Origin of the sequence: Nonomuraea sp. NPDC052265, assembly GCF_044547985.1 — a bacterium.
Classification (GTDB): Bacteria; Actinomycetota; Actinomycetes; order Streptosporangiales; family Streptosporangiaceae; genus Nonomuraea.
Map to the genome: position 1 here is coordinate 233,613 of NZ_JBIUBJ010000012.1, position 17,088 is coordinate 250,700.

The 17,088-nt window shown below is 70.6% G+C and carries 15 protein-coding genes; 4 read left to right on the forward strand and 11 right to left on the reverse strand.

Annotated elements, in window-relative coordinates:
* Positions 1–54: 54 nt before the first annotated feature.
* Positions 55–1,230 carry a sensor histidine kinase gene (locus ACIHAD_RS31400; protein WP_397358273.1) on the forward strand — a complete coding sequence of 392 codons (1,176 nt, stop codon included), beginning with the start codon at positions 55–57 and terminating at the stop codon, positions 1,228–1,230.
* Entirely contained in the window at positions 1,227–1,910 is a 684-nt protein-coding gene (locus ACIHAD_RS31405) for a response regulator (protein WP_397358274.1), read from the forward strand. Before ACIHAD_RS31400 ends, ACIHAD_RS31405 begins: the two co-directional genes overlap by 4 nt.
* A gap of 46 nt (positions 1,911–1,956) precedes the next feature.
* Here ACIHAD_RS31405 and ACIHAD_RS31410 read toward each other — a convergent pair whose 3' ends face one another.
* The 8 genes from ACIHAD_RS31410 to metH form a co-directional block, all read right to left on the reverse strand.
* A complete protein-coding gene (locus ACIHAD_RS31410; RefSeq protein WP_397358275.1) occupies positions 1,957–2,988 on the reverse strand; it encodes an ABC transporter ATP-binding protein in 1,032 nt (343 codons plus the stop codon).
* Positions 2,985–4,013, reverse strand: coding sequence for an ABC transporter ATP-binding protein (locus ACIHAD_RS31415; RefSeq protein WP_397358276.1), 1,029 nt, complete (start codon positions 4,011–4,013; stop codon positions 2,985–2,987). The genes ACIHAD_RS31410 and ACIHAD_RS31415 overlap by 4 nt, the downstream gene beginning before the upstream one ends.
* Complete coding sequence (locus ACIHAD_RS31420; protein ID WP_397358277.1) at positions 4,010–5,023, reverse strand: ABC transporter permease; 1,014 nt, start codon at positions 5,021–5,023, stop codon at positions 4,010–4,012. The genes ACIHAD_RS31415 and ACIHAD_RS31420 overlap by 4 nt, the downstream gene beginning before the upstream one ends.
* 93 nt (positions 5,024–5,116) lie before the next feature.
* The gene (locus ACIHAD_RS31425; protein WP_397358278.1) at positions 5,117–6,886 is read right to left on the reverse strand and encodes an ABC transporter substrate-binding protein; all 1,770 of its coding nucleotides are present in this window, start codon (positions 6,884–6,886) and stop codon (positions 5,117–5,119) included.
* A gap of 63 nt (positions 6,887–6,949) precedes the next feature.
* Positions 6,950–7,948, reverse strand: a complete 999-nt coding sequence (locus ACIHAD_RS31430) for an ABC transporter permease (protein WP_397358279.1) — start codon at positions 7,946–7,948, stop codon at positions 6,950–6,952.
* Between the two features lie 274 nt (positions 7,949–8,222).
* Complete coding sequence (locus ACIHAD_RS31435; RefSeq protein WP_397358280.1) at positions 8,223–8,687, reverse strand: cellulose synthase; 465 nt, start codon at positions 8,685–8,687, stop codon at positions 8,223–8,225.
* An 85-nt stretch (positions 8,688–8,772) separates the two neighbouring features.
* Entirely contained in the window at positions 8,773–9,414 is a 642-nt protein-coding gene (locus tag ACIHAD_RS31440; RefSeq protein WP_397358281.1) for an HAD family hydrolase, read from the reverse strand.
* Between the two features lie 22 nt (positions 9,415–9,436).
* Positions 9,437–12,901, reverse strand: coding sequence for a methionine synthase (metH, locus tag ACIHAD_RS31445; protein ID WP_397358282.1), 3,465 nt, complete (start codon positions 12,899–12,901; stop codon positions 9,437–9,439).
* A 283-nt stretch (positions 12,902–13,184) separates the two neighbouring features.
* Here metH and ACIHAD_RS31450 point away from each other — a divergent pair, with 283 nt between their 5' ends.
* Complete coding sequence (locus tag ACIHAD_RS31450) at positions 13,185–14,039, forward strand: PAC2 family protein (protein WP_397358284.1); 855 nt, start codon at positions 13,185–13,187, stop codon at positions 14,037–14,039.
* On the opposite strand, the gene ACIHAD_RS31455 is transcribed toward ACIHAD_RS31450, so the two are convergent.
* Both ACIHAD_RS31455 and ACIHAD_RS31460 read right to left on the reverse strand, forming a co-directional pair.
* Positions 14,003–14,797, reverse strand: a complete 795-nt coding sequence (locus tag ACIHAD_RS31455; RefSeq protein ID WP_397358285.1) for a sirohydrochlorin chelatase — start codon at positions 14,795–14,797, stop codon at positions 14,003–14,005. The two genes, ACIHAD_RS31450 and ACIHAD_RS31455, sit on opposite strands and share 37 nt — an antisense overlap.
* 77 nt (positions 14,798–14,874) lie before the next feature.
* The gene (locus tag ACIHAD_RS31460; protein WP_397358286.1) at positions 14,875–16,137 is read right to left on the reverse strand and encodes a uroporphyrinogen-III synthase; all 1,263 of its coding nucleotides are present in this window, start codon (positions 16,135–16,137) and stop codon (positions 14,875–14,877) included.
* A gap of 251 nt (positions 16,138–16,388) precedes the next feature.
* Between ACIHAD_RS31460 and ACIHAD_RS31465 the strand changes: the two genes are divergently transcribed.
* Positions 16,389–16,853, forward strand: coding sequence for a peptide deformylase (locus tag ACIHAD_RS31465; protein WP_397358287.1), 465 nt, complete (start codon positions 16,389–16,391; stop codon positions 16,851–16,853).
* Here the strand turns inward: ACIHAD_RS31465 and ACIHAD_RS31470 are convergent.
* Positions 16,789–17,073, reverse strand: coding sequence for a WhiB family transcriptional regulator (locus ACIHAD_RS31470; protein ID WP_397358347.1), 285 nt, complete (start codon positions 17,071–17,073; stop codon positions 16,789–16,791). The genes ACIHAD_RS31465 and ACIHAD_RS31470 overlap by 65 nt on opposite strands.
* Between the last annotated feature and the right edge of the window lie 15 nt (positions 17,074–17,088).

A 17,088-nucleotide genomic window follows, 5' to 3' on the forward strand; every position in this document is an offset into this window, starting at 1 on the left:
CTTATCCTCCCGAGGGAGGAGTTCCAGGCTCTCACCTGGGCCTACAGTGAAGCGGTGCGGATCGACCGACCCCTGTTCCACGACACGGTCCTGGCCGTGGTGGTGGCCGCGGCCTCGGTGACGCTCTTCCTCCTCTACGGGCCCGAGCGCCTGCAGCCGCCGGAGCTCACACCCGCGGGCATGCGCGCGCCCGACGGGCTCGGGGCGGCGCTGCTGGTGCTGGCCGCCGCGCCGATCGCGGTGCGCAGGCGCTGGCCGCTGGCGGCGCTGTGCGCGGGCCTGATGCCCGAGACGCTGCTGACCGCCCTGGGTTACGGCGCCGGCGCGTCGGGCGTGTCCGGCCTGGTGCTGCTGTACTCGGTGGCCTCCAACCGGGGGCTGGCGGTGGCGCTGGGCGGGCTGCTGGTCTCGCTGCTGACGTACGCGGTGGGGGCGCTGGCCGGGCCGGTCACGCTGCCGGGGCCGAGCGAGCACGTGGTGGCGACCGTGGTGCTGCTGGCGGTCTGGGGGGCGGGCAGGAGCCTGCGGCTGCGGCGGGCCTACCTGGAGGAGCTGCGGGACCGGGCGTCCAGGCTGGAGCGGGCTCATGCGGCCGACACACGGGCGGCGCGGGCCGAGGAGCGCTCGCGCATGGCCCGCGAGCTGCACGACGTGGTGGCCCACCACGTGAGCGTGATGACGGTGCAGGCGGCCGCGGCGCGGCGGGTGCTGGCCACCGATCCCGACCTGGCGCGGGAGGCGCTGTCGGCGATCGAGAACACCGGGCGGCTGGCCATGACGGAGATGCGCAACATCGTGGGCGTGCTGCGTACCGACACGCGGGCCGAGCTGGGGCCGCAGCCCGGCGTGGGCGATCTGCCCGGGCTGGTGGAGCAGATGCGCGAGGCGGGGCTGCCCACGCGGCTGCGCGTGGAGGGCGAGCCGCGGCCGCTGCCCGCCGGGGTCGACCTGGCCGCCTACCGGCTGGTCCAGGAGGGGCTGACGAACAGCCTGCGGCACGCGGGGGCCGGGGCCGCGGCGGTGGTCACCGTCCATCACGCCCCCACCGGCCTGGACGTACGCGTCGAGGACGACGGCAAGGGCACCGCGCCGGCGACCGACCGGCCGGGCCACGGACTGGTCGGCATTCGCGAGCGGGTCGCACTCTATGGTGGAATTCTGAACATCGGTCCGCGACCGGGGGGCGGCTTCGAGGTGCGGGCGAGCTTCCCGTTGAAGGACGGCCAATGACGATCAGAGTGCTGCTGGTGGACGACCAGCCGCTGCTGCGCACGGGATTCCGGTTGATCTTGGAGGCCGAGTCCGACATCACCGTGGTCGGCCAGGCCGGCGACGGCAAGGACGCGATGGAGCAGACCAGGGCACTGCTGCCCGACGTGGTGCTCATGGACATCCGCATGCCGGGCGTCGACGGCATCGAGGCGACCCGCAGGATCGTGCGGGAGGCCGCGCCGACGGCGCACGTGCCGAAGGTGCTGGTGCTGACCACGTTCGACCTCGACGAGTACATCGTGGAGGCGCTGCGGTCGGGGGCGTCGGGGTTCCTGCTGAAGGACGTGCCGCCCGACGAGCTGGTGCAGGCGATCCGGGTGGTGGCGGCCGGCGACGCGATCGTGGCCCCGAGCGTGACCAGGCGGCTGCTCGACCGGTTCTCCAAGCGGCTGCCCTCGGCCTACGAGCAGGCCACGCCGGCCCGGCTCGACCGGCTGACCGAGCGGGAGCTGGAGGTGCTGCGGCTGATCGCCAAGGGCATGTCCAACGCGGAGATCGCGGCCAAGCTCGTGGTGAGCGAGACGACGGTCAAGACGCACGTGGGCAACGTGCTGACCAAGCTGGGGCTGCGCGACCGGGTGCAGGCCGTGGTGCTGGCGTACGAGACCGGGCTGATCACGCCCGGCGCGCTGCCCTGAGGCCGCCGCCCGGCAGGAGGGCGGCGGCCGACAGGTCAGGCCCGCGTCAGACCTGAGTCGCCGCGGCGGTCGCGGCGGCGGGCGCGTTCTCCGGGAAGTGGCAGGCCACGCGGTGGCCGCCGGCCATCGTCTCCAGGGGCGGCTCGACCGTCTTGCAGATCTCCTGCGCCTTCCAGCAGCGGGTGTGGAAGCGGCAGGCGGGCGGCGGGTTGAGCGGGCTCGGCACGTCGCCGGTGAGCCTGATGCGCTCGCGTTCCTTGCGCGCCTTGGGGTCGGGCACGGGCACGGCCGACAGCAGGGCGTTGGTGTAGGGGTGCATCGGCGAGCTGTAGAGGCTCTTGCGGTCGGCGATCTCGACGATCTTGCCCAGGTACATGACCGCGACCCGGTCGCTGATGTGGCGCACCACCGACAGGTCGTGGGCGATCACGACGTAGGTCAGGTCGAGCTCGTTCTGCAGGTCCTCCAGCAGGTTGACGACCTGGGCCTGGATGGACACGTCGAGCGCGGAGACCGGCTCGTCGGCGATGATGAGCTTGGGCTTGAGCGCGAGCGTGCGGGCGATGCCGATGCGCTGCCGCTGGCCGCCGGAGAACTCGTGCGGGTAGCGGTTGTAGTGCTCGGGGTTGAGGCCGACCAGGGCGAGGATGTCCTGGACCGCCTTCTTGACGCCGTTCTCGGTCTGCACGCCCTGGATGCGGAACGGCGCGCCGACGATCGTGCCGACGGTGTGGCGGGGGTTCAGCGACGAGAACGGGTCCTGGAAGATCATCTGCATGTCGCGGCGGAGGGGCCTGAGCCTGCCCTGCCCCATGTGCGTGATGTCCTGGCCCTCGAAGACGATCTTGCCTCCGGTCGGCTCCAGCAGCCTGGTGACCAGGCGCCCGGTGGTGGACTTGCCGCAGCCGGACTCCCCCACCAGGCCGAGCGTCTCGCCCTTGAAGACGTCGAAGCTGACCCCGTCGACCGCCTTGACGGCGCCGACCTGCCGCTTGAGCAGGCCCTTCGTCACCGGGAAGTGCTTCTCCAGCCCCTGGACGGAAAGAAGCGGCTCGTTCGCGGTCACCGTCTCGCTCACTGGCTCTCCAGCACTGGCTTGATCTCGTTCTCCCACAGCTCCCGCCGCTCCGTCCTGCTCATGTGGCAGCGCACCAGGTGGCCGCCCTCGGTCTCGATCAGGCCGGGCACCTCACTCCTGGCCTTGCCCCCGGTGCGCTCGGCGTAGGGGCAGCGAGGGTGGAAGGCGCAGCCCGGAGGCACGTTGATGAGGGACGGGGGCGAGCCCTTGATCGGCAGCAGCCGTTCGGTGGGCTCGCGGTCGAGGCGGGGCATCGATCCCAGTAGACCCCAGGTGTAGGGGTGCTCGGGACGGTAGAAGATGTCGTCGGCGGTGCCGTACTCGATGCACTTGCCGCCGTACATGACCAGGATGTCGTCGGACAGCTCGGCCACCACGCCCAGGTCGTGGGTGATGATGATCAGCGCGGAGTTGAACTCGCGCTGCAGGTCGACCATGAGGTCGAGGATCTGGGCCTGCACGGTCACGTCGAGCGCGGTGGTCGGCTCGTCGGCGATGAGCAGTTCGGGGTCGCACGACAGCGCCATGGCGATCATCGCGCGCTGGCGCATGCCGCCGGAGAACTCGTGCGGGTAGGAGTCGACGCGGCTCTGCGGCTCGGGGATGCCCACGCGGCCCAGCATGTCCACGGCGTGCTTCTTGGCTACGGCCTTGGAGACCTTGTGGTGGATCCGGTACGCCTCGACGATCTGGTCGCCGACCGTGTAGAACGGGTGCATCGCCGACAGCGGATCCTGGAAGATCATCGCCATCTTCTTGCCGCGCAGCCCGCGCACGTGCTCCTGCGAGGCGCCGACGAGCTCCTCGCCGTCGAGCCAGATCTCGCCCGAGACGTTGGCGCCCTTGCCCTTGTGCAGGCCGAGGATGCCGAGGCTGGTCACCGACTTGCCCGACCCGGACTCGCCGACGATGCCGAGGGTCTTGCCGCGTTCGAGGCTGAAGGTCAGCCCGTCGACGGACCGGACCAGGCCGTCGTCGGTCGGGAAGTGGATCTTCAGGTCCTTGACGTCGAGAAAGGGACTCACGCCAGCCTCACTCTCGGGTCAACGACCGCGTAGAGCAGGTCGACGATCAGGTTGGCCAGGATGATGAAGGCCGCCGCGACGATCGTGACGCCCATCACCTGGGGAAGGTCGTTGTTGCTGATGGCGTCGACGGCGTACTTGCCGATGCCGGGCAGCGAGAAGGTGCTCTCGGTCAGGACGGCGCCGCCGAGCAGCAGCCCCAGGTCGAGACCGAACATGGTGAGCACGGGGGTGAGCGTGGCCCGCAGCCCGTGTTTGAGCACCACCTTCCGCTCGGGCAGGCCCTTGGCCCTGGCCGTGCGGATGTAGTCCTCCGACATGGTCTCCAGCATGCCCGCGCGGGTGAGGCGGGCGTAGCCGGCGGCGTACAGGAAGGCGAGCGTCACCCAGGGCAGCATGAGGTTGTTGGCCCAGGTGAGCGGATCTTCGCTGATCGGCACCCAGTCGGCCACGTCGCCGACCAGGCCGAGCTGATCGCGGAAGATGGCCAGGGAGACGATGCCGGTGAAGAAGATCGGCAGCGAGACGCCGGCCAGGGCGATGCCCATGGACAGGCGGTCGAAGAAGCTACCGCGGCGCAGCGCCGACAACACGCCGGTGGCCACGCCGAAGATGACCCACACCACGGCCGCGCCCAGCGCCAGCGACAACGTGATCGGCAGGCGGTTGAGCAGGTCGGGCAGGACCGGGTTCTGGCTGACGTAGCTGTAGCCGAAGCAGGGCGCCGGGCAGTGCTCGATGCCGGGGCCGTAGTTGCGGTCGACGCCGACGAAGATGCCCTGCACGAAACGTCCGTACTGGACCAGGATCGGGTCGTAGAAGCCGAGGCGCACAGCCGTGTCGTGGATCACCTCGGCGTTGGCCGCCTTGCCCACGTACCGGGAGGCCAGGTCGTCAGCGGACATCCCAGCGAGCCGAGGCACGAGGAAGAAGATGGCGAACGTCGCGATGCTCACCACGAAGAGCAGCATGACGGCCGCTATCAACCGTCTGAGAATGTATGTGAACACTGATCTCGGCCATGGCGGCCGGGCCTTGTGGGCCCGGCCGCCGAAGCCTTCACCTGCTTTCGGTACGGGACGTTCCGGCAGTATGCGCCGTTGCTACTGGGTGCTCAGCGTGAGGAACTCGTACATGCCCCAGTTCTGGGAGACGAAGACGTTCTTCAGCTGCGGCGGACGGTAGAACAGGCCGTGCGCCCAGACGTAGGGCAGGATGTACGCCGACTCCATGACTTCCTTGTCGACGGCGGCCCAGATGCTGTTGCGCTTGGTCGCGTCGGTCTCGCCCGCGGCCTGGTCGATCAGCTCGTCGATCTTGGGGTCCTTCACGCCGAGGTTGGTGTTACCGGCGGGACGGATGACCCGGCTGTCGACGATCTGCTGGAAGAAGCCGAAGCCCTCGGGGTAGTCGGCGCCCCAGCCGTAGACCATGAGGCCCAGGTTGTTCTTCTTGGCGAAGTCGGGCTTGCCGGCGTAGAGCTTGAAGTAGTCACCCTGCGGGAAACCCTTGAGGTCCAGCTTGATGCCCACGCGGCCGAGCGACTGCTGCAGCGACTCGGCGGTCTGCTTCTCGGCCGAGCGCTCGTTGCGGAAGGAGATGGTGGTGCTGAAGCCGTTGGGCTGGCCGCAGGCCGCCAGTTCTTCCTTGGCCTTGGCGAGGTCACCGGTCGGGTTGGCCTCGACGCCGTAGGGGTCGATCTTCTGGTAGCCGGTCATCTTGGCCGGCATGAGGCTGAGGGCCACGTCGCCACCGGCGTCGGGGCCGCCGTAGGCGCCCTGGATGGCCGAGCGGTCCGTCGCGTACAGCACGGCCTTGCGGCAGTGGATGTTGTCGAACGGCGGCACGTCACCGTTGATGTTGGTGAACCAGGTGCGGTCGATCGGGGCCGAGTCGGCGTACTGCTTGACCTTCTCGTCCGTCAGGACCGTCTTGCGGGCGTTTGCCGCCACACCGGTGCTGTTGACCTTGACGTCGATCTTGCCGGAGAGCAGACGCTGGTCGAGGTCGTCCTCGTTCTGGCCGAGCAGCACCTCGATGGAGTCGTTGAGCTGCTTGCGGTTGGGGTCGGTCGCCGCGTCCCAGTTCGGGTTCTTGACGAGCTCGATGCGCTTGGTGAGCTCGTGCGCCTTGAACATGTACGGGCCGGACGCGACCGGGTGCTCCTTGTACTTGGAGCCGGTGTCCTTGGCCTCGGGCACGGGGGCCGTCTGCGGGAGCATGGCGAAGTAGTCGAAACCGCCGTACGCCTTCTTCAGGTGGAAGACGATCGTCTGGTCGTCGGGCGTCTCGATCGCCTTGAAGTCGTCGAGCTTGCCCTTCATCTTGTAGGGGCCGGTGTAGCTGCCGACGTCGAGCCAGTCGTTGAAGTACGTCGGGCCGCTGGGCAGGATGTCCTTGTCCAGCGAGCGCGCCACGCCGTACTTGACGTCCTTCGAGGTCACCGGGGTGCCGTCCTCGAACTTGACGCCCTTGCGCAGCTTGTACGTCCACGTCTTGCCGCCGTCGCTCGGCGTGCCCAGGCCCTCGGCCAGGTCGCCGACGAGCTGCAGACCCTCCTCGCCGGGGACCGGCTTGAACATGGTCAGCGCGCGCGTGTAGAGGCGGGCGAAGTTCCAGGCGTAGCCGTAGTACATGTCGCCCGGGTCCACCGAGTCGAAGTCGCCGGGCATGCCCATGTGGAGCGTGCCGCCGGCCTTCTCCGACGGGTTGATGACCGCCGTCACACCCGCGTTGTACTGGCTGGACGGCTTGTCGTCGCTGCCCGAGCCGCTGGTGTTCTTGCTGCCGCCACCGCCGCCGCCACACGCGGAGACGACCACGGCGAGAGCGGCGGTCACCGCGATCGCCGACGCCTTAGATCTCATCTTCATCGACCTGACACACCCCTTGTATCTAGGAGTTGAGAGAACTTGCGGATAACTACTCACGAGGCCTTATCGGGCCTTGGGATCGAACGCGTCCCTGAGGCCGTCACCGAGCAGGTTGAACGCCAGCACGGTGATGAAGATCGCGAGGCCGGGGAAGATCATGAAGTTGGGCGCCACGTCGTAGTTGTGGACCGCCTCAGCCAGCATGCCTCCCCACGTGGGGGTCGGCGGCCGCACGCCCACGCCGAGGAAGGAGAGTGCGGCCTCGAACAGGATGTTCGACGGGATCAGCAGCGTCGAGTACACGAGGATCGGCGCGAGCAGGTTGGGCAGGATCTCCTTGAACAGGATCGTGTGGCTGCGCGCGCCCAGGCTTCTTGAGGCGTCGACGAACTCACGCTCGCGCAGGGAGAGCGTCTGGCCCCGGATGATGCGCCCGATGTAGGGCCAGTTGAAGAAGCCGATGATGAACACCAGCAGGCTGATCCTGAGGGTGTCGCCCGACATGCCGAACGCCTTGTCGGGGATGACACCCGCCAGCGCCAGCGCGAACACCAGCAGCGGGAAGGCGAGGAAGATGTCCATGAGGCGGGAGATGACGGTGTCGACCCAGCCGCCGAAGAAGCCGGCGATCATGCCCATCACGGTGCCGAGCACCACGCACAGCAGGGTCGCGAAGAACGCGATCAGCAGGGAGATGCGGGCGCCGTACAGGATCCGGCTGAACAGGTCGCGGCCCGTGGTGGGCTCGACACCGAACAGGAAGTCCCAGCTCATGCCGCCGAAGGCGCCGATCGGAGCCTGGATCGCCGGGTCGATCTTCTCCCGGTGCCATTCCGCCGGGTCGTGACCGAACCACGACACCAGCAGCGGCGCGAAGATCGCCACGAGGATCAGCAGGACGATGACGATGCCGCCGATCATCGCGACGCGGTCGCGCTTGAGGCGCATCCAGGCGATCTGCCCGAGGGAACGCCCCCGGATGACTGAAGACTCCGCCCCCTCAAGAACGGTCTCCGGCTCGGCCTCGACGGCCGAGCCAGGAACATCGAGCGGTGCGGTCATGCCAGTGGCCCCCTGGATTCCAGACGACGTCGTCCGTGTCGGCGCGACCCGGTCAGGGTAGTGCGCCCGTGCAAGGCGAGTCCGCAGAGTCGCGGCCCCAGGAGGCAGAATCTATGGCCTGAGCTGGTATGACCAGTCCCTCAGCGCTCGATGTGGCTCAACTGTGATTGACGCGAAACTTATTCGTATCGATCTTGATGTGAATGTCTACGGCCCGTCCCGGTTGGGTCTCGGAACTGTGACAGTGCCGATCCAGGACCGATTCCGTCCGAAATCAGCTGATGCCGCGGCGCTTCAGCAGCGCCTCGATGTCGGAGAAGTCATCGTCGTTCTTCGGGGCCTTCGGGGCCACCGACTGCTGCGGCTTGTTCGCTACGGGCTGAACCGGCGGCTTCCCGCCGGGCTCGGGCGCGGCCTTCTTCCTACGCCCGAAGGACAGCCTTCGGCCGCGCATGATGCCGGAGACCACGAACAGCACGGCGGCCAGACCCGCCACGGCCACGCCGGCCCACACCATCGGATTGAGCACCAGCCCGGTGACGAACCCCACAGCGGTCGCCCCGATCGTCCACAGCGCGCTGAGCGCGCCGGTCAGGTAGGCCGCCACCGGCAGCAGCGACCAGGCCGCCAGCCGCATCCCCGCGGCCGCTCCCCTGCGCCTGAAGGCCAGGAAGCTCAGCACCAGCCCTACCGCCGTCACCCCGGCGCACAGCGGCAACCAGGCGATCTGATTGAACATTGAGGCCGCCCCTCGTCTCGACTACGCCTTCCATCCTGGCACGCGAAACACGGGCGGCCTCTCCTCCGCGAGGACCAGACGCCCCCTAGGGGATCAGGGCGCGCAGATCGGCGACGCCGACCTCGGCCAGCGAGGAGACCACCAGGCGGCCGGGGGCCGGCTCGACGGGCAGCAGGTTCGGGACGGCCACGACGGCGCAGCCCGCCGCCGTGGCGGCCGCCACGCCGTTGGGTGAGTCCTCCAGCACGACACAGCGCACCGGCTCGACGCCGAGCAGCCCGGCGGCCGTGAGGTACGGCTCGGGGTCGGGCTTGGTCCGCTCGACGTCGGCGGCGGTGACGATGACGTCGAAGCGGTCTCTGCCGAAACCCTTGAGCACGGCCTCGGCGATCTCCCTCATCGAGGAGGTGACCAGGCCGACCGGCACCCCCTCGTCACGCAGGGCCTCCAGCAGCTCCGCGGCCCCCGGCATGACGCCGACGCCCTCCGACAGGCGCTCGACCATGCCGGAGACCATCCACTCCTGCACCGTCGGCGCCGGCACGTCGGCCCCGGAGACGGCGAGCATGTAGTCGAGCGCGCGCTCCATGGACCCGCCCACCAGGTGGCTCTGGTGCTGCGGCGTCCACTCGGCGCCGAGCCTGGCCATGACCCTGGTCTCGATCTCCAGCCAGACCTTCTCGCTGTCGACGAGCAGGCCGTCCATGTCGAAGAAGACCGCTTCCACGTGTGTTCCCCCCGATGACGATCTAGACGTTGAAGTATTTGGCCTCGGGGTGGTGGGCGACCAGCGCCGAGGTGGCCTGCTCGGGGTGGAGCTGGAACTCCTCCGACAGGCTGACGCCGATGCGCCCCGGGTCGAGCAGCTCGAACAGCTGCCGCTGGTCCTCCAGGTTGGGGCAGGCCGGGTAGCCGAAGGAGTAGCGGCAGCCCTGGATGTTGACCTTGAGCATGTCGTCGAGGGTCTCCTGACCGCCGATCCCCCACTCCGCGCGCACCCGGGCGTGCCAGTATTCGGCCAGCGCCTCGGTGAGCTGCACCGACAGGCCGTGGAGCTCCAGGTAGTCGCGGTAGGCGTCCTTCGCGAACAGCTCGGCGGTGGCCTGGGAGATCTTGGCGCCCATGGTGGCCACCTGGAAGCCGACCACGTCGACCTCGCCGGAGTCTTTGCTCCTGAAGAAGTCGGCCAGGCACAGGTGCCGATCGCGGCGCTGGCGCGGGAAGGTGAAGCGGGTGCGCTCGTTGCCGTCGTCGCCCAGGATGATCAGCGAGTCGCCGTCGCTGACGCACGGGAAGTAGCCGTAGACCACGGCCGCCTCCAGCAGGCCCTCGGTCTGCATGCGCTCCAGCCACATGCGCAGCCGGGGCCGGCCCTCGGTCTCGACCAGCTCCTCGTAGCCGGGCCCGTCGCCGCCCCTGGTGGGCTTGAGGCCCCACTGGCCCAGGAACAGGGCGCGCTCGTCGAGGAAGGCCGCGTACTCGTTCAGCGAGATGCCCTTCACCACGCGGTCGCCGTGGAAGGGCGGCGCGGGCACCGGGTTGTCGGCGGCCACGTCGGAGCGCGCGGGCAGCTCCTCGACCGGGGTGCGCTGCAGCACCGCGCCGGTCTTGACGCGCCGCTCGCGCAGCGGCGGCAGCGTGGCGCCCGCGACGCCCCGCTTGACGGCCATGAACGAGTCCATCAGCCGCAGCCCCTCGAACGCGTCGCGGGCGTAGCGCACCTCGCCCTCGAACAGCTCGGCGAGGTCCTGCTCGACGTAGGCGCGGGTGAGCGCGGCGCCGCCGAGCAACACCGGGTACTTCTCCGACAGGCCCCTGGAGTTCATCTCCTCCAGGTTCTCCTTCATGATGACCGTCGACTTCACCAGCAGGCCGGACATGCCGATCACGTCGGCCTTCTGCTCGTCGGCGGCCTCCAGGATGGCCGAGACCGGCTGCTTGATGCCGAGGTTGACGACCTGGTAGCCGTTGTTGGACAGGATGATGTCCACGAGGTTCTTGCCGATGTCGTGCACGTCGCCCTTGACCGTGGCCAGCACGATGCGGCCCTTGGTCTCGCCCTCGACGCGGTCCATGTGCGGCTCCAGGCGGGCCACGGCGGCCTTCATCACCTCGGCCGACTGCAGCACGAACGGCAGCTGCATCTGGCCGGAGCCGAACAGCTCGCCGACCGTCTTCATGCCGTCGAGCAGCACCTCGTTGATGATCTCCAGCGCGGGCCGCTGGGTGAGCGCGTCGTCGAGGTCGGCCTCCAGGCCCTTGCGCTCGCCGTCGATGATGCGCCGCTTGAGCCGCTCCCACAGCGGCAGCGCGGCCAGCTCCTCGGCCTTGCCGGCGCGCATGGCCGCGACGTCGACGCCCTCGAACAGGTCCATGAAGCGCTGCAGCGGGTCGTAGCCCTCGCGGCGGCGGTCGTAGACCATGTCGAGCGCGACCTGACGCTGCTCGTCGGGGATGCGGGCCATCGGCAGGATCTTGGAGGCGTGCACGATGGCCGAGTCGAGGCCGGCGTTGACGCACTCGTTGAGGAACACCGAGTTGAGCACCATGCGGGCGGCCGGGTTGAGGCCGAAGCTGATGTTGGACAGCCCCAGCGTGGTCTGCACGCCCGGGTAGCGGCGCTTGAGCTCGCGGATGGCCTCGATCGTCTCCAGGCCGTCGCGCCTGGTCTCCTCCTGGCCGGTGGCGATGGGGAAGGTCAGGCAGTCGACGATGATGTCCTCGACGCGCATGCCCCAGTTGCCGGTCAGGTCCTCGATGAGGCGGCCGGCCACCCGCACCTTCCAGTCGGCGGTGCGGGCCTGGCCCTCCTCGTCGATGGTCAGCGCCACGACCGCCGCGCCGTGCTCGCGCACTAGGCGCATGATCTTCTGGAAGCGGGAGTCGGGGCCGTCGCCGTCCTCGTAGTTGACGGAGTTGACGGCCGCGCGGCCGCCGAGCATCTCCAGGCCGGCCTGGAGCACGGCGGGCTCGGTGGAGTCGAGCATGATCGGCAGCGTGGAGGCGGTGGCGAAGCGGAAGGCCAGTTCCTTCATGTCGGCCACGCCGTCGCGGCCGACGTAGTCGATGCACAGGTCGAGCATGTGGGCGCCGTCGCGGGCCTGGTCGCGGGCGGTCTCCACGCAGTCGTCCCAGCGGCCCTCCAGCATCGCCTCGCGGAAGGCCTTGGAGCCGTTGGTGTTGCAGCGCTCGCCGATGGCCAGGTAGGAGGTGTCCTGGCGGAAGGGGACCGTCTGGTAGAGGGAGGAGGCGCCGGGCTCGGGGTGGGGGCGGCGCGGGGCGACCTCCTTGCCGCGCACCCGCTCGACCACCTGGCGCAGGTGCTCGGGGGTGGTGCCGCAGCAGCCGCCGACCAGCGACAGGCCGTAGTCGCGGGCGAAGGTCTCGTGCGCGTCGGCCAGCTCCCGCGCCGACAGCGGGTAGTACGCGCCGTCGGAGGTGAGCACCGGCAGGCCGGCGTTGGGCATGCACGACAGCCTGAGCCGGGAGTGGCGGGCCAGGTAGCGCAGGTGCTCGCTCATCTCGGCCGGGCCGGTCGCGCAGTTGAGCCCGACGATGTCGACGCCGAGCGGCTCGATCGCGGTGAGCGCGGCGCCGATCTCCGAGCCGAGCAGCATCGCGCCGTTGGTCTCGATCGTCACCTGGGCGATGATCGGGACGTCCCGGCCGGCGGCCTCGACGGCCCGCTTGGCGCCGATGACGGCGGCCTTGACCTGGAGCAGGTCCTGGCAGGTCTCGATGATGAGCGCGTCGGCGCCGCCCGCGATCAGGCCGGCCGCGTTGTCGCGGTAGGCGTCGCGCAGGCTCCGGTACGGCAGGTGGCCCAGGGTCGGCAGCTTGGTGCCGGGCCCCATCGAGCCCAGGACGAAGCGCGGCTGGTCGGGCGTGGACCAGTGGTCGGCCCGCTCGCGGGCGATCCGGGCGCCGGCCTCGGAGTACTCGAAGACGCGCTCGCCGATGTCGTACTCGCCGAGGGCGGCCAGGTTGGCGCCGAAGGTGTTGGTCTCGACGCAGTCGACGCCGACGGCGAAGTAGGCGTCGTGCACGCCCTGGACGATGTCGGGGCGGGTGACGTTGAGGACCTCGTTGCACCCCTCGTGGCCCTCGAAGTCGTCGAGCGTCGGGTCCTGTGCCTGGAGCATCGTGCCCATAGCCCCGTCGGCCACGATCACGCGCTGGGACAACACTTCTCGGAAGGACGGGGAGATGCTCATGCCGTAGAGCTTATCGGTTGAGTCCCGACCGCTTATTCTTCCGCCTGTCAATTGACCTCGCGTCCAATAGGCTCCGCCCCTCCTGACGGTTCCGTCCCTTTTGGGGTGATCCGCTGGAGGCGAACGAAAGGGAGGGGTGAGAGGGGTGGGACGGGGGATAGTCGCGTGGTGGGCTGGGCGAAAGGGGTAGGCCGGTGGCTCGGAGCGTTCGCGGGGAGATCGGTGACGCCGACGCATGCTTACCGCATAGGCTTAGCGCGATGAGGGAGAGAGGAGGCGACACGTGATCGAGCTCGAAGGGCTCCCCGAGCTCGTCGACCCGGTGCTCATTGCCGCGTTCGAGGGGTGGAACGACGCGGGCGAGGCTTCCAGCGGTGTGATCGCCCATCTCGAGTCGTCCTGGAAGGCCGAGCCGCTGATCGCGCTCGACCCCGACGACTACTACGACTTCCAGGTCACCCGTCCCGTGGTGGAGATGGGCGACGGGCTGACCCGGTCCATCGTGTGGCCGACCACCCGGCTGTTCCACGCCCGTCCGCCGGGCAGCGAGCGCGACGTCGTGCTGCTGCGCGGCATCGAGCCCAACATGCGCTGGCGCTCGTTCTGCGCCGACATCGTCTCGGTCTGCCGCGAGCTGGGCGTCGAGCTGGCGGTGATGCTGGGGGCGCTGCTCAACGACTCGCCGCACACCCGTCCCGTGCCGATCCTGGGCGGGGCCACCGACGAGGCGCTGGCCCGTTCCACCAACCTGGAGCTCAGCCGCTACGAGGGCCCCACCGGCATCGTCGGCGTGCTCCAGCACGCCTTCGGCGAGGCCGGGCTCGACGCGATCTCCCTGTGGGCCTCGGTGCCCCACTACGTCGCCCAGCCGCCCAACCCCAAGGCGACCCTCGCGCTGCTGCGCCGCATGGAGGACGTGCTGGAGATCCCGATGCCGCTCGGCGACCTCGACGAGGAGGCGCGGGCCTGGGAGCGCGGCGTCGACGAGCTGGCCTCGCAGGACAGCGAGGTGGCCGAATACGTCAAGGAGCTGGAAGAGCGCAAGGACGCCGCCGAGCTGCCCGAGGCCAGCGGAGACGCGATCGCCGCCGAGTTCGAGCGCTACCTGCGGCGGCGCGACCGCGACACCGACGGCTGACCGCCGGGCCGCGGCGCCGACGGGTGCACCACGGCCCGGGCCTGCATCGACGCGGGTGCCGGGGCCGGCCGCCGACGTTCGAGTGCTTCGTCGAAGCGGTGCCAGATCAGGGCGGTCACGGCGGGGTCCGGGGCGAGCGGGGCGGTGACCAGGTCGGCGCCCGCGCCGGCCAGCCGGTCGTGGAAGAAGCCGGGGGCCAGCACGTACGAGGCGACCAGCACCCGGCCACCGGACCTCACGCGCGCCCGATCCACCGCGCCGGGCAGGGACGGCGTGCCCGACGCGGCGAAGGCCGCCGTGACCGGGCGCGACAGGCGTACCGCGAGCCGGCGGGCCGCGGCGCGCACGTCGGCGAGCCCGGCGGGGTCCGAGGAGCCCGCCGCGGCCAGGATCACCGTGTCCGCCCCGCGCAGCCCGGCTCGGTCCAGCGTGCGGGCGAGCGCCGAGGTCAGCAGGCTGTGCGGCCCCAGCGGGCCGGCGACCAGCGCGTCCGGACGGCGGGCGGCGATCACCTCCGGCAGGTCGATGTGCACGTGGTAGCCACCGGCCAGCAGCAACGGCACGACGACCACCGGCCCGTGGACGGCGGGCAGGACGTCGGCGAGCGGCGGCCCGCTGATCTCCAGGAAGCCCAGCTCGACCCGGTGCCCCGGACGGGCCCGGCGGACCGAGCCGGCCAGCGCGGCGAGGGTCCGCTCCCCCGCCGCGCTGCGCGTGCCGTGCGCGGCCAGCACCAGCGTGGGCGGAGGTCCGGCCACCGGCGCATGAGCGGGCCCCCCGCCCGGCACGGAAGCGGGTCCCCCGCCCGGCACGGGTCCGGTGGGCCGGTGGAGGGTCATGCGGTGGGCTCGCGGTGGGAGCAGGCCAGGCGGTAACCGCGCTTGACGACCGTCTCGACGACGCCGCTCGGGCCCAGGGCGCGGCGCAGGCGGGTGACGGCCATCTCCACCGCGTGCTCGGCCGAGTCGCGGGCGGTGCTGCCCGGCAGGACCGTACGCAGGTCGGCGCGGGAGACCACGTGGCCCGGCTTGTCGGCCAGGCGTTTGAGCACCGCCATCGGCGCGGGCGGGAGGGGACGCAGGTCGCCGTCCACGACGACGGCGTGGCCGCGGATCTCCAGCCGGTGCCCGCCCGCCACCAGCCGGGTGACGCCGTGCTCGGGCAGATGCCTGGCCAGGACGCGGGCCAGGGCCCCGAGCCGCGAACGGTCGGGCAGCAGGGCGCGTACGCCACGCGAGGTCAGCGGCTCGGCCGTCACCGGCCCCACGCACGCGGCCACGACGGGACCGCCGAACGCGGCCAGCAGCGCGTCCTCCAGCCCGTCGGACCGGGCCGCCCCGAGCATGGCGTGGACGGCGGGCGCGCTGGTGAAGGCCACCGCGTCCACCGCGCCGGAGACGGTCTGGCTGATCAGGCGGCGCAGGGGCGAGATGTCGCGGTAGGGCAGCCACCGGTAGACCGGGATCTCGATCACCTCGGCCCCGGCCGCGCGCAGGTCGGCCACGAAGGCGGTGAGCGGCTCGCCGTGCTGCTGCACCGCGATGCGGCGGCCGCGCAGGTCCTGGGCGAGCAGGTACTCCTTGACCTCGTCGCAGGACTCGGTGGCGGGCGTCCAGTGGTCGGCCAGCCCGGCGGCCCGTACGGCTCCTCTGGCCTTGGGGCCGCGGGTGAGCAGGCGCGCCCCGGCCAGGTGTTCGCCGAGGTCGGCGGACAGGCCCCACCCTTCGGCGGCGGCCATCCAGCCGCGGAAGCCGACGCCGGTGGTGACGACCACGTCGTCCAGGGGGGCCTGGAGGGTGTGGCGGGTGGCGGCGAGCAGGTCGGCGTCCTCGGCCAGGGGCACCAGGCGGATGGCGGGGGCACTGACGACGCGGGCGCCGCGCCGCTCCAGCAGCGCGCCGAACTCCTCGCGCCGCCGCGTGGCGGTCACCCCGATGGTGAACCCGGCCAGCGCGTCGGGCGCCGTCTCAGGGGACGATCCACCTGGCGCGAGGCCCGCCGTGACGGGGGACGATCCGCCGGGCGGGAGGCCCGGCAGGGCCGTAGGGGGTGCGGGCGGGCGGTTCGGGGGGCCTGCGGCGGGGGGCGGGGCGGTCATGCCGGTACCTCCGGGCGGGCGGCCCGGCCTGGCCGGGCCCCGAGCGCCCGGCCAGGCATCACAGGCGCGGACGACGCAAGTGAGATCACCCTCAGATCCTGCTTTCGGGTGGTTTCACCCCTGGGTCTCCTCTGTTACCGCTGTGCTACAAGGCACGGCCTTCAGGATTGAGGGGATCCGGCGACGGGAACCGTTCCGCATGATGATCGCGGCGTTTCGGGGAGTTGCGGGTGACGGTCCGGCCTATTCGCGTGTTCGACGATCCGGTGCTCCGCGCGGTCGCGGAGCCGGTCCACGACTTCGACCGGGAGCTGCGCCGCCTGGTGAAGTCCCTGACGCTGACCCTGCGGGCGGGAGCCGGCCGGGCGGGCCTGTCGGCCCCGCAGATCGGCGAGCCGGTGCGGGTGGTCGTCTACTCCTACGACGGCCGTTCGGGGCATCTGGTCAACCCGCGGCTGGAGTTGTCGGAGCGGCGGATCACCGCCGACGAGGCGTGCCTGTCCGCGCCGGGCGTATGGCGTCCACTGGAACGCTCCTACATGGTCACGGCGCGCGGCCGCGACATGTTCGGCAAGCCCGTGACGCTACGGGCGCTGGGCGTGCTGGCGAGGGTGCTGCAGCACGAGACCGACCATCTCGACGGGGTGCTGTTCAGCGACCACCTCGAAGCTGAGGAGCGGGAACGTTTCCTTGCCGAGGCACTGCCGTCGAAGTGAGCTCCCGCCGCTGCTCGGGGTCGGTGCCGCCCCACACGCCGTGCGCCTGCCTGGTGTCCAGCGCGTACTCCAGGCAGGGCTGACGCACGGGGCACCGGCCGCAGATCGTCTTGGCCTTCTCGACCTGTGAGCGGCCGGGCCCTTCGAGCGAGATCGGGAAGAACAGTTCGGGGTCCAGTTCCAGGCAGGCTGCCCTGCGTGACCAGGTGAGCATCATCATGCCCATCGCGCCTAC

Coding starts and splice junctions, on each gene's coding strand:
- ACIHAD_RS31405 (WP_397358274.1), top strand. CDS start 1,227: ATGACGATCAGAGTGCTGCTGGTGGACGACCAGCCGCTGCTGCGCACG.
- ACIHAD_RS31425 (WP_397358278.1), bottom strand. CDS start 6,886: ATGAAGATGAGATCTAAGGCGTCGGCGATCGCGGTGACCGCCGCTCTC.
- ACIHAD_RS31430 (WP_397358279.1), bottom strand. CDS start 7,948: ATGACCGCACCGCTCGATGTTCCTGGCTCGGCCGTCGAGGCCGAGCCG.
- ACIHAD_RS31435 (WP_397358280.1), bottom strand. CDS start 8,687: ATGTTCAATCAGATCGCCTGGTTGCCGCTGTGCGCCGGGGTGACGGCG.
- metH (WP_397358282.1), bottom strand. CDS start 12,901: ATGAGCATCTCCCCGTCCTTCCGAGAAGTGTTGTCCCAGCGCGTGATC.
- ACIHAD_RS31460 (WP_397358286.1), bottom strand. CDS start 16,137: ATGACCGCCCCGCCCCCCGCCGCAGGCCCCCCGAACCGCCCGCCCGCA.
- ACIHAD_RS31470 (WP_397358347.1), bottom strand. CDS start 17,073: ATGATGATGCTCACCTGGTCACGCAGGGCAGCCTGCCTGGAACTGGAC.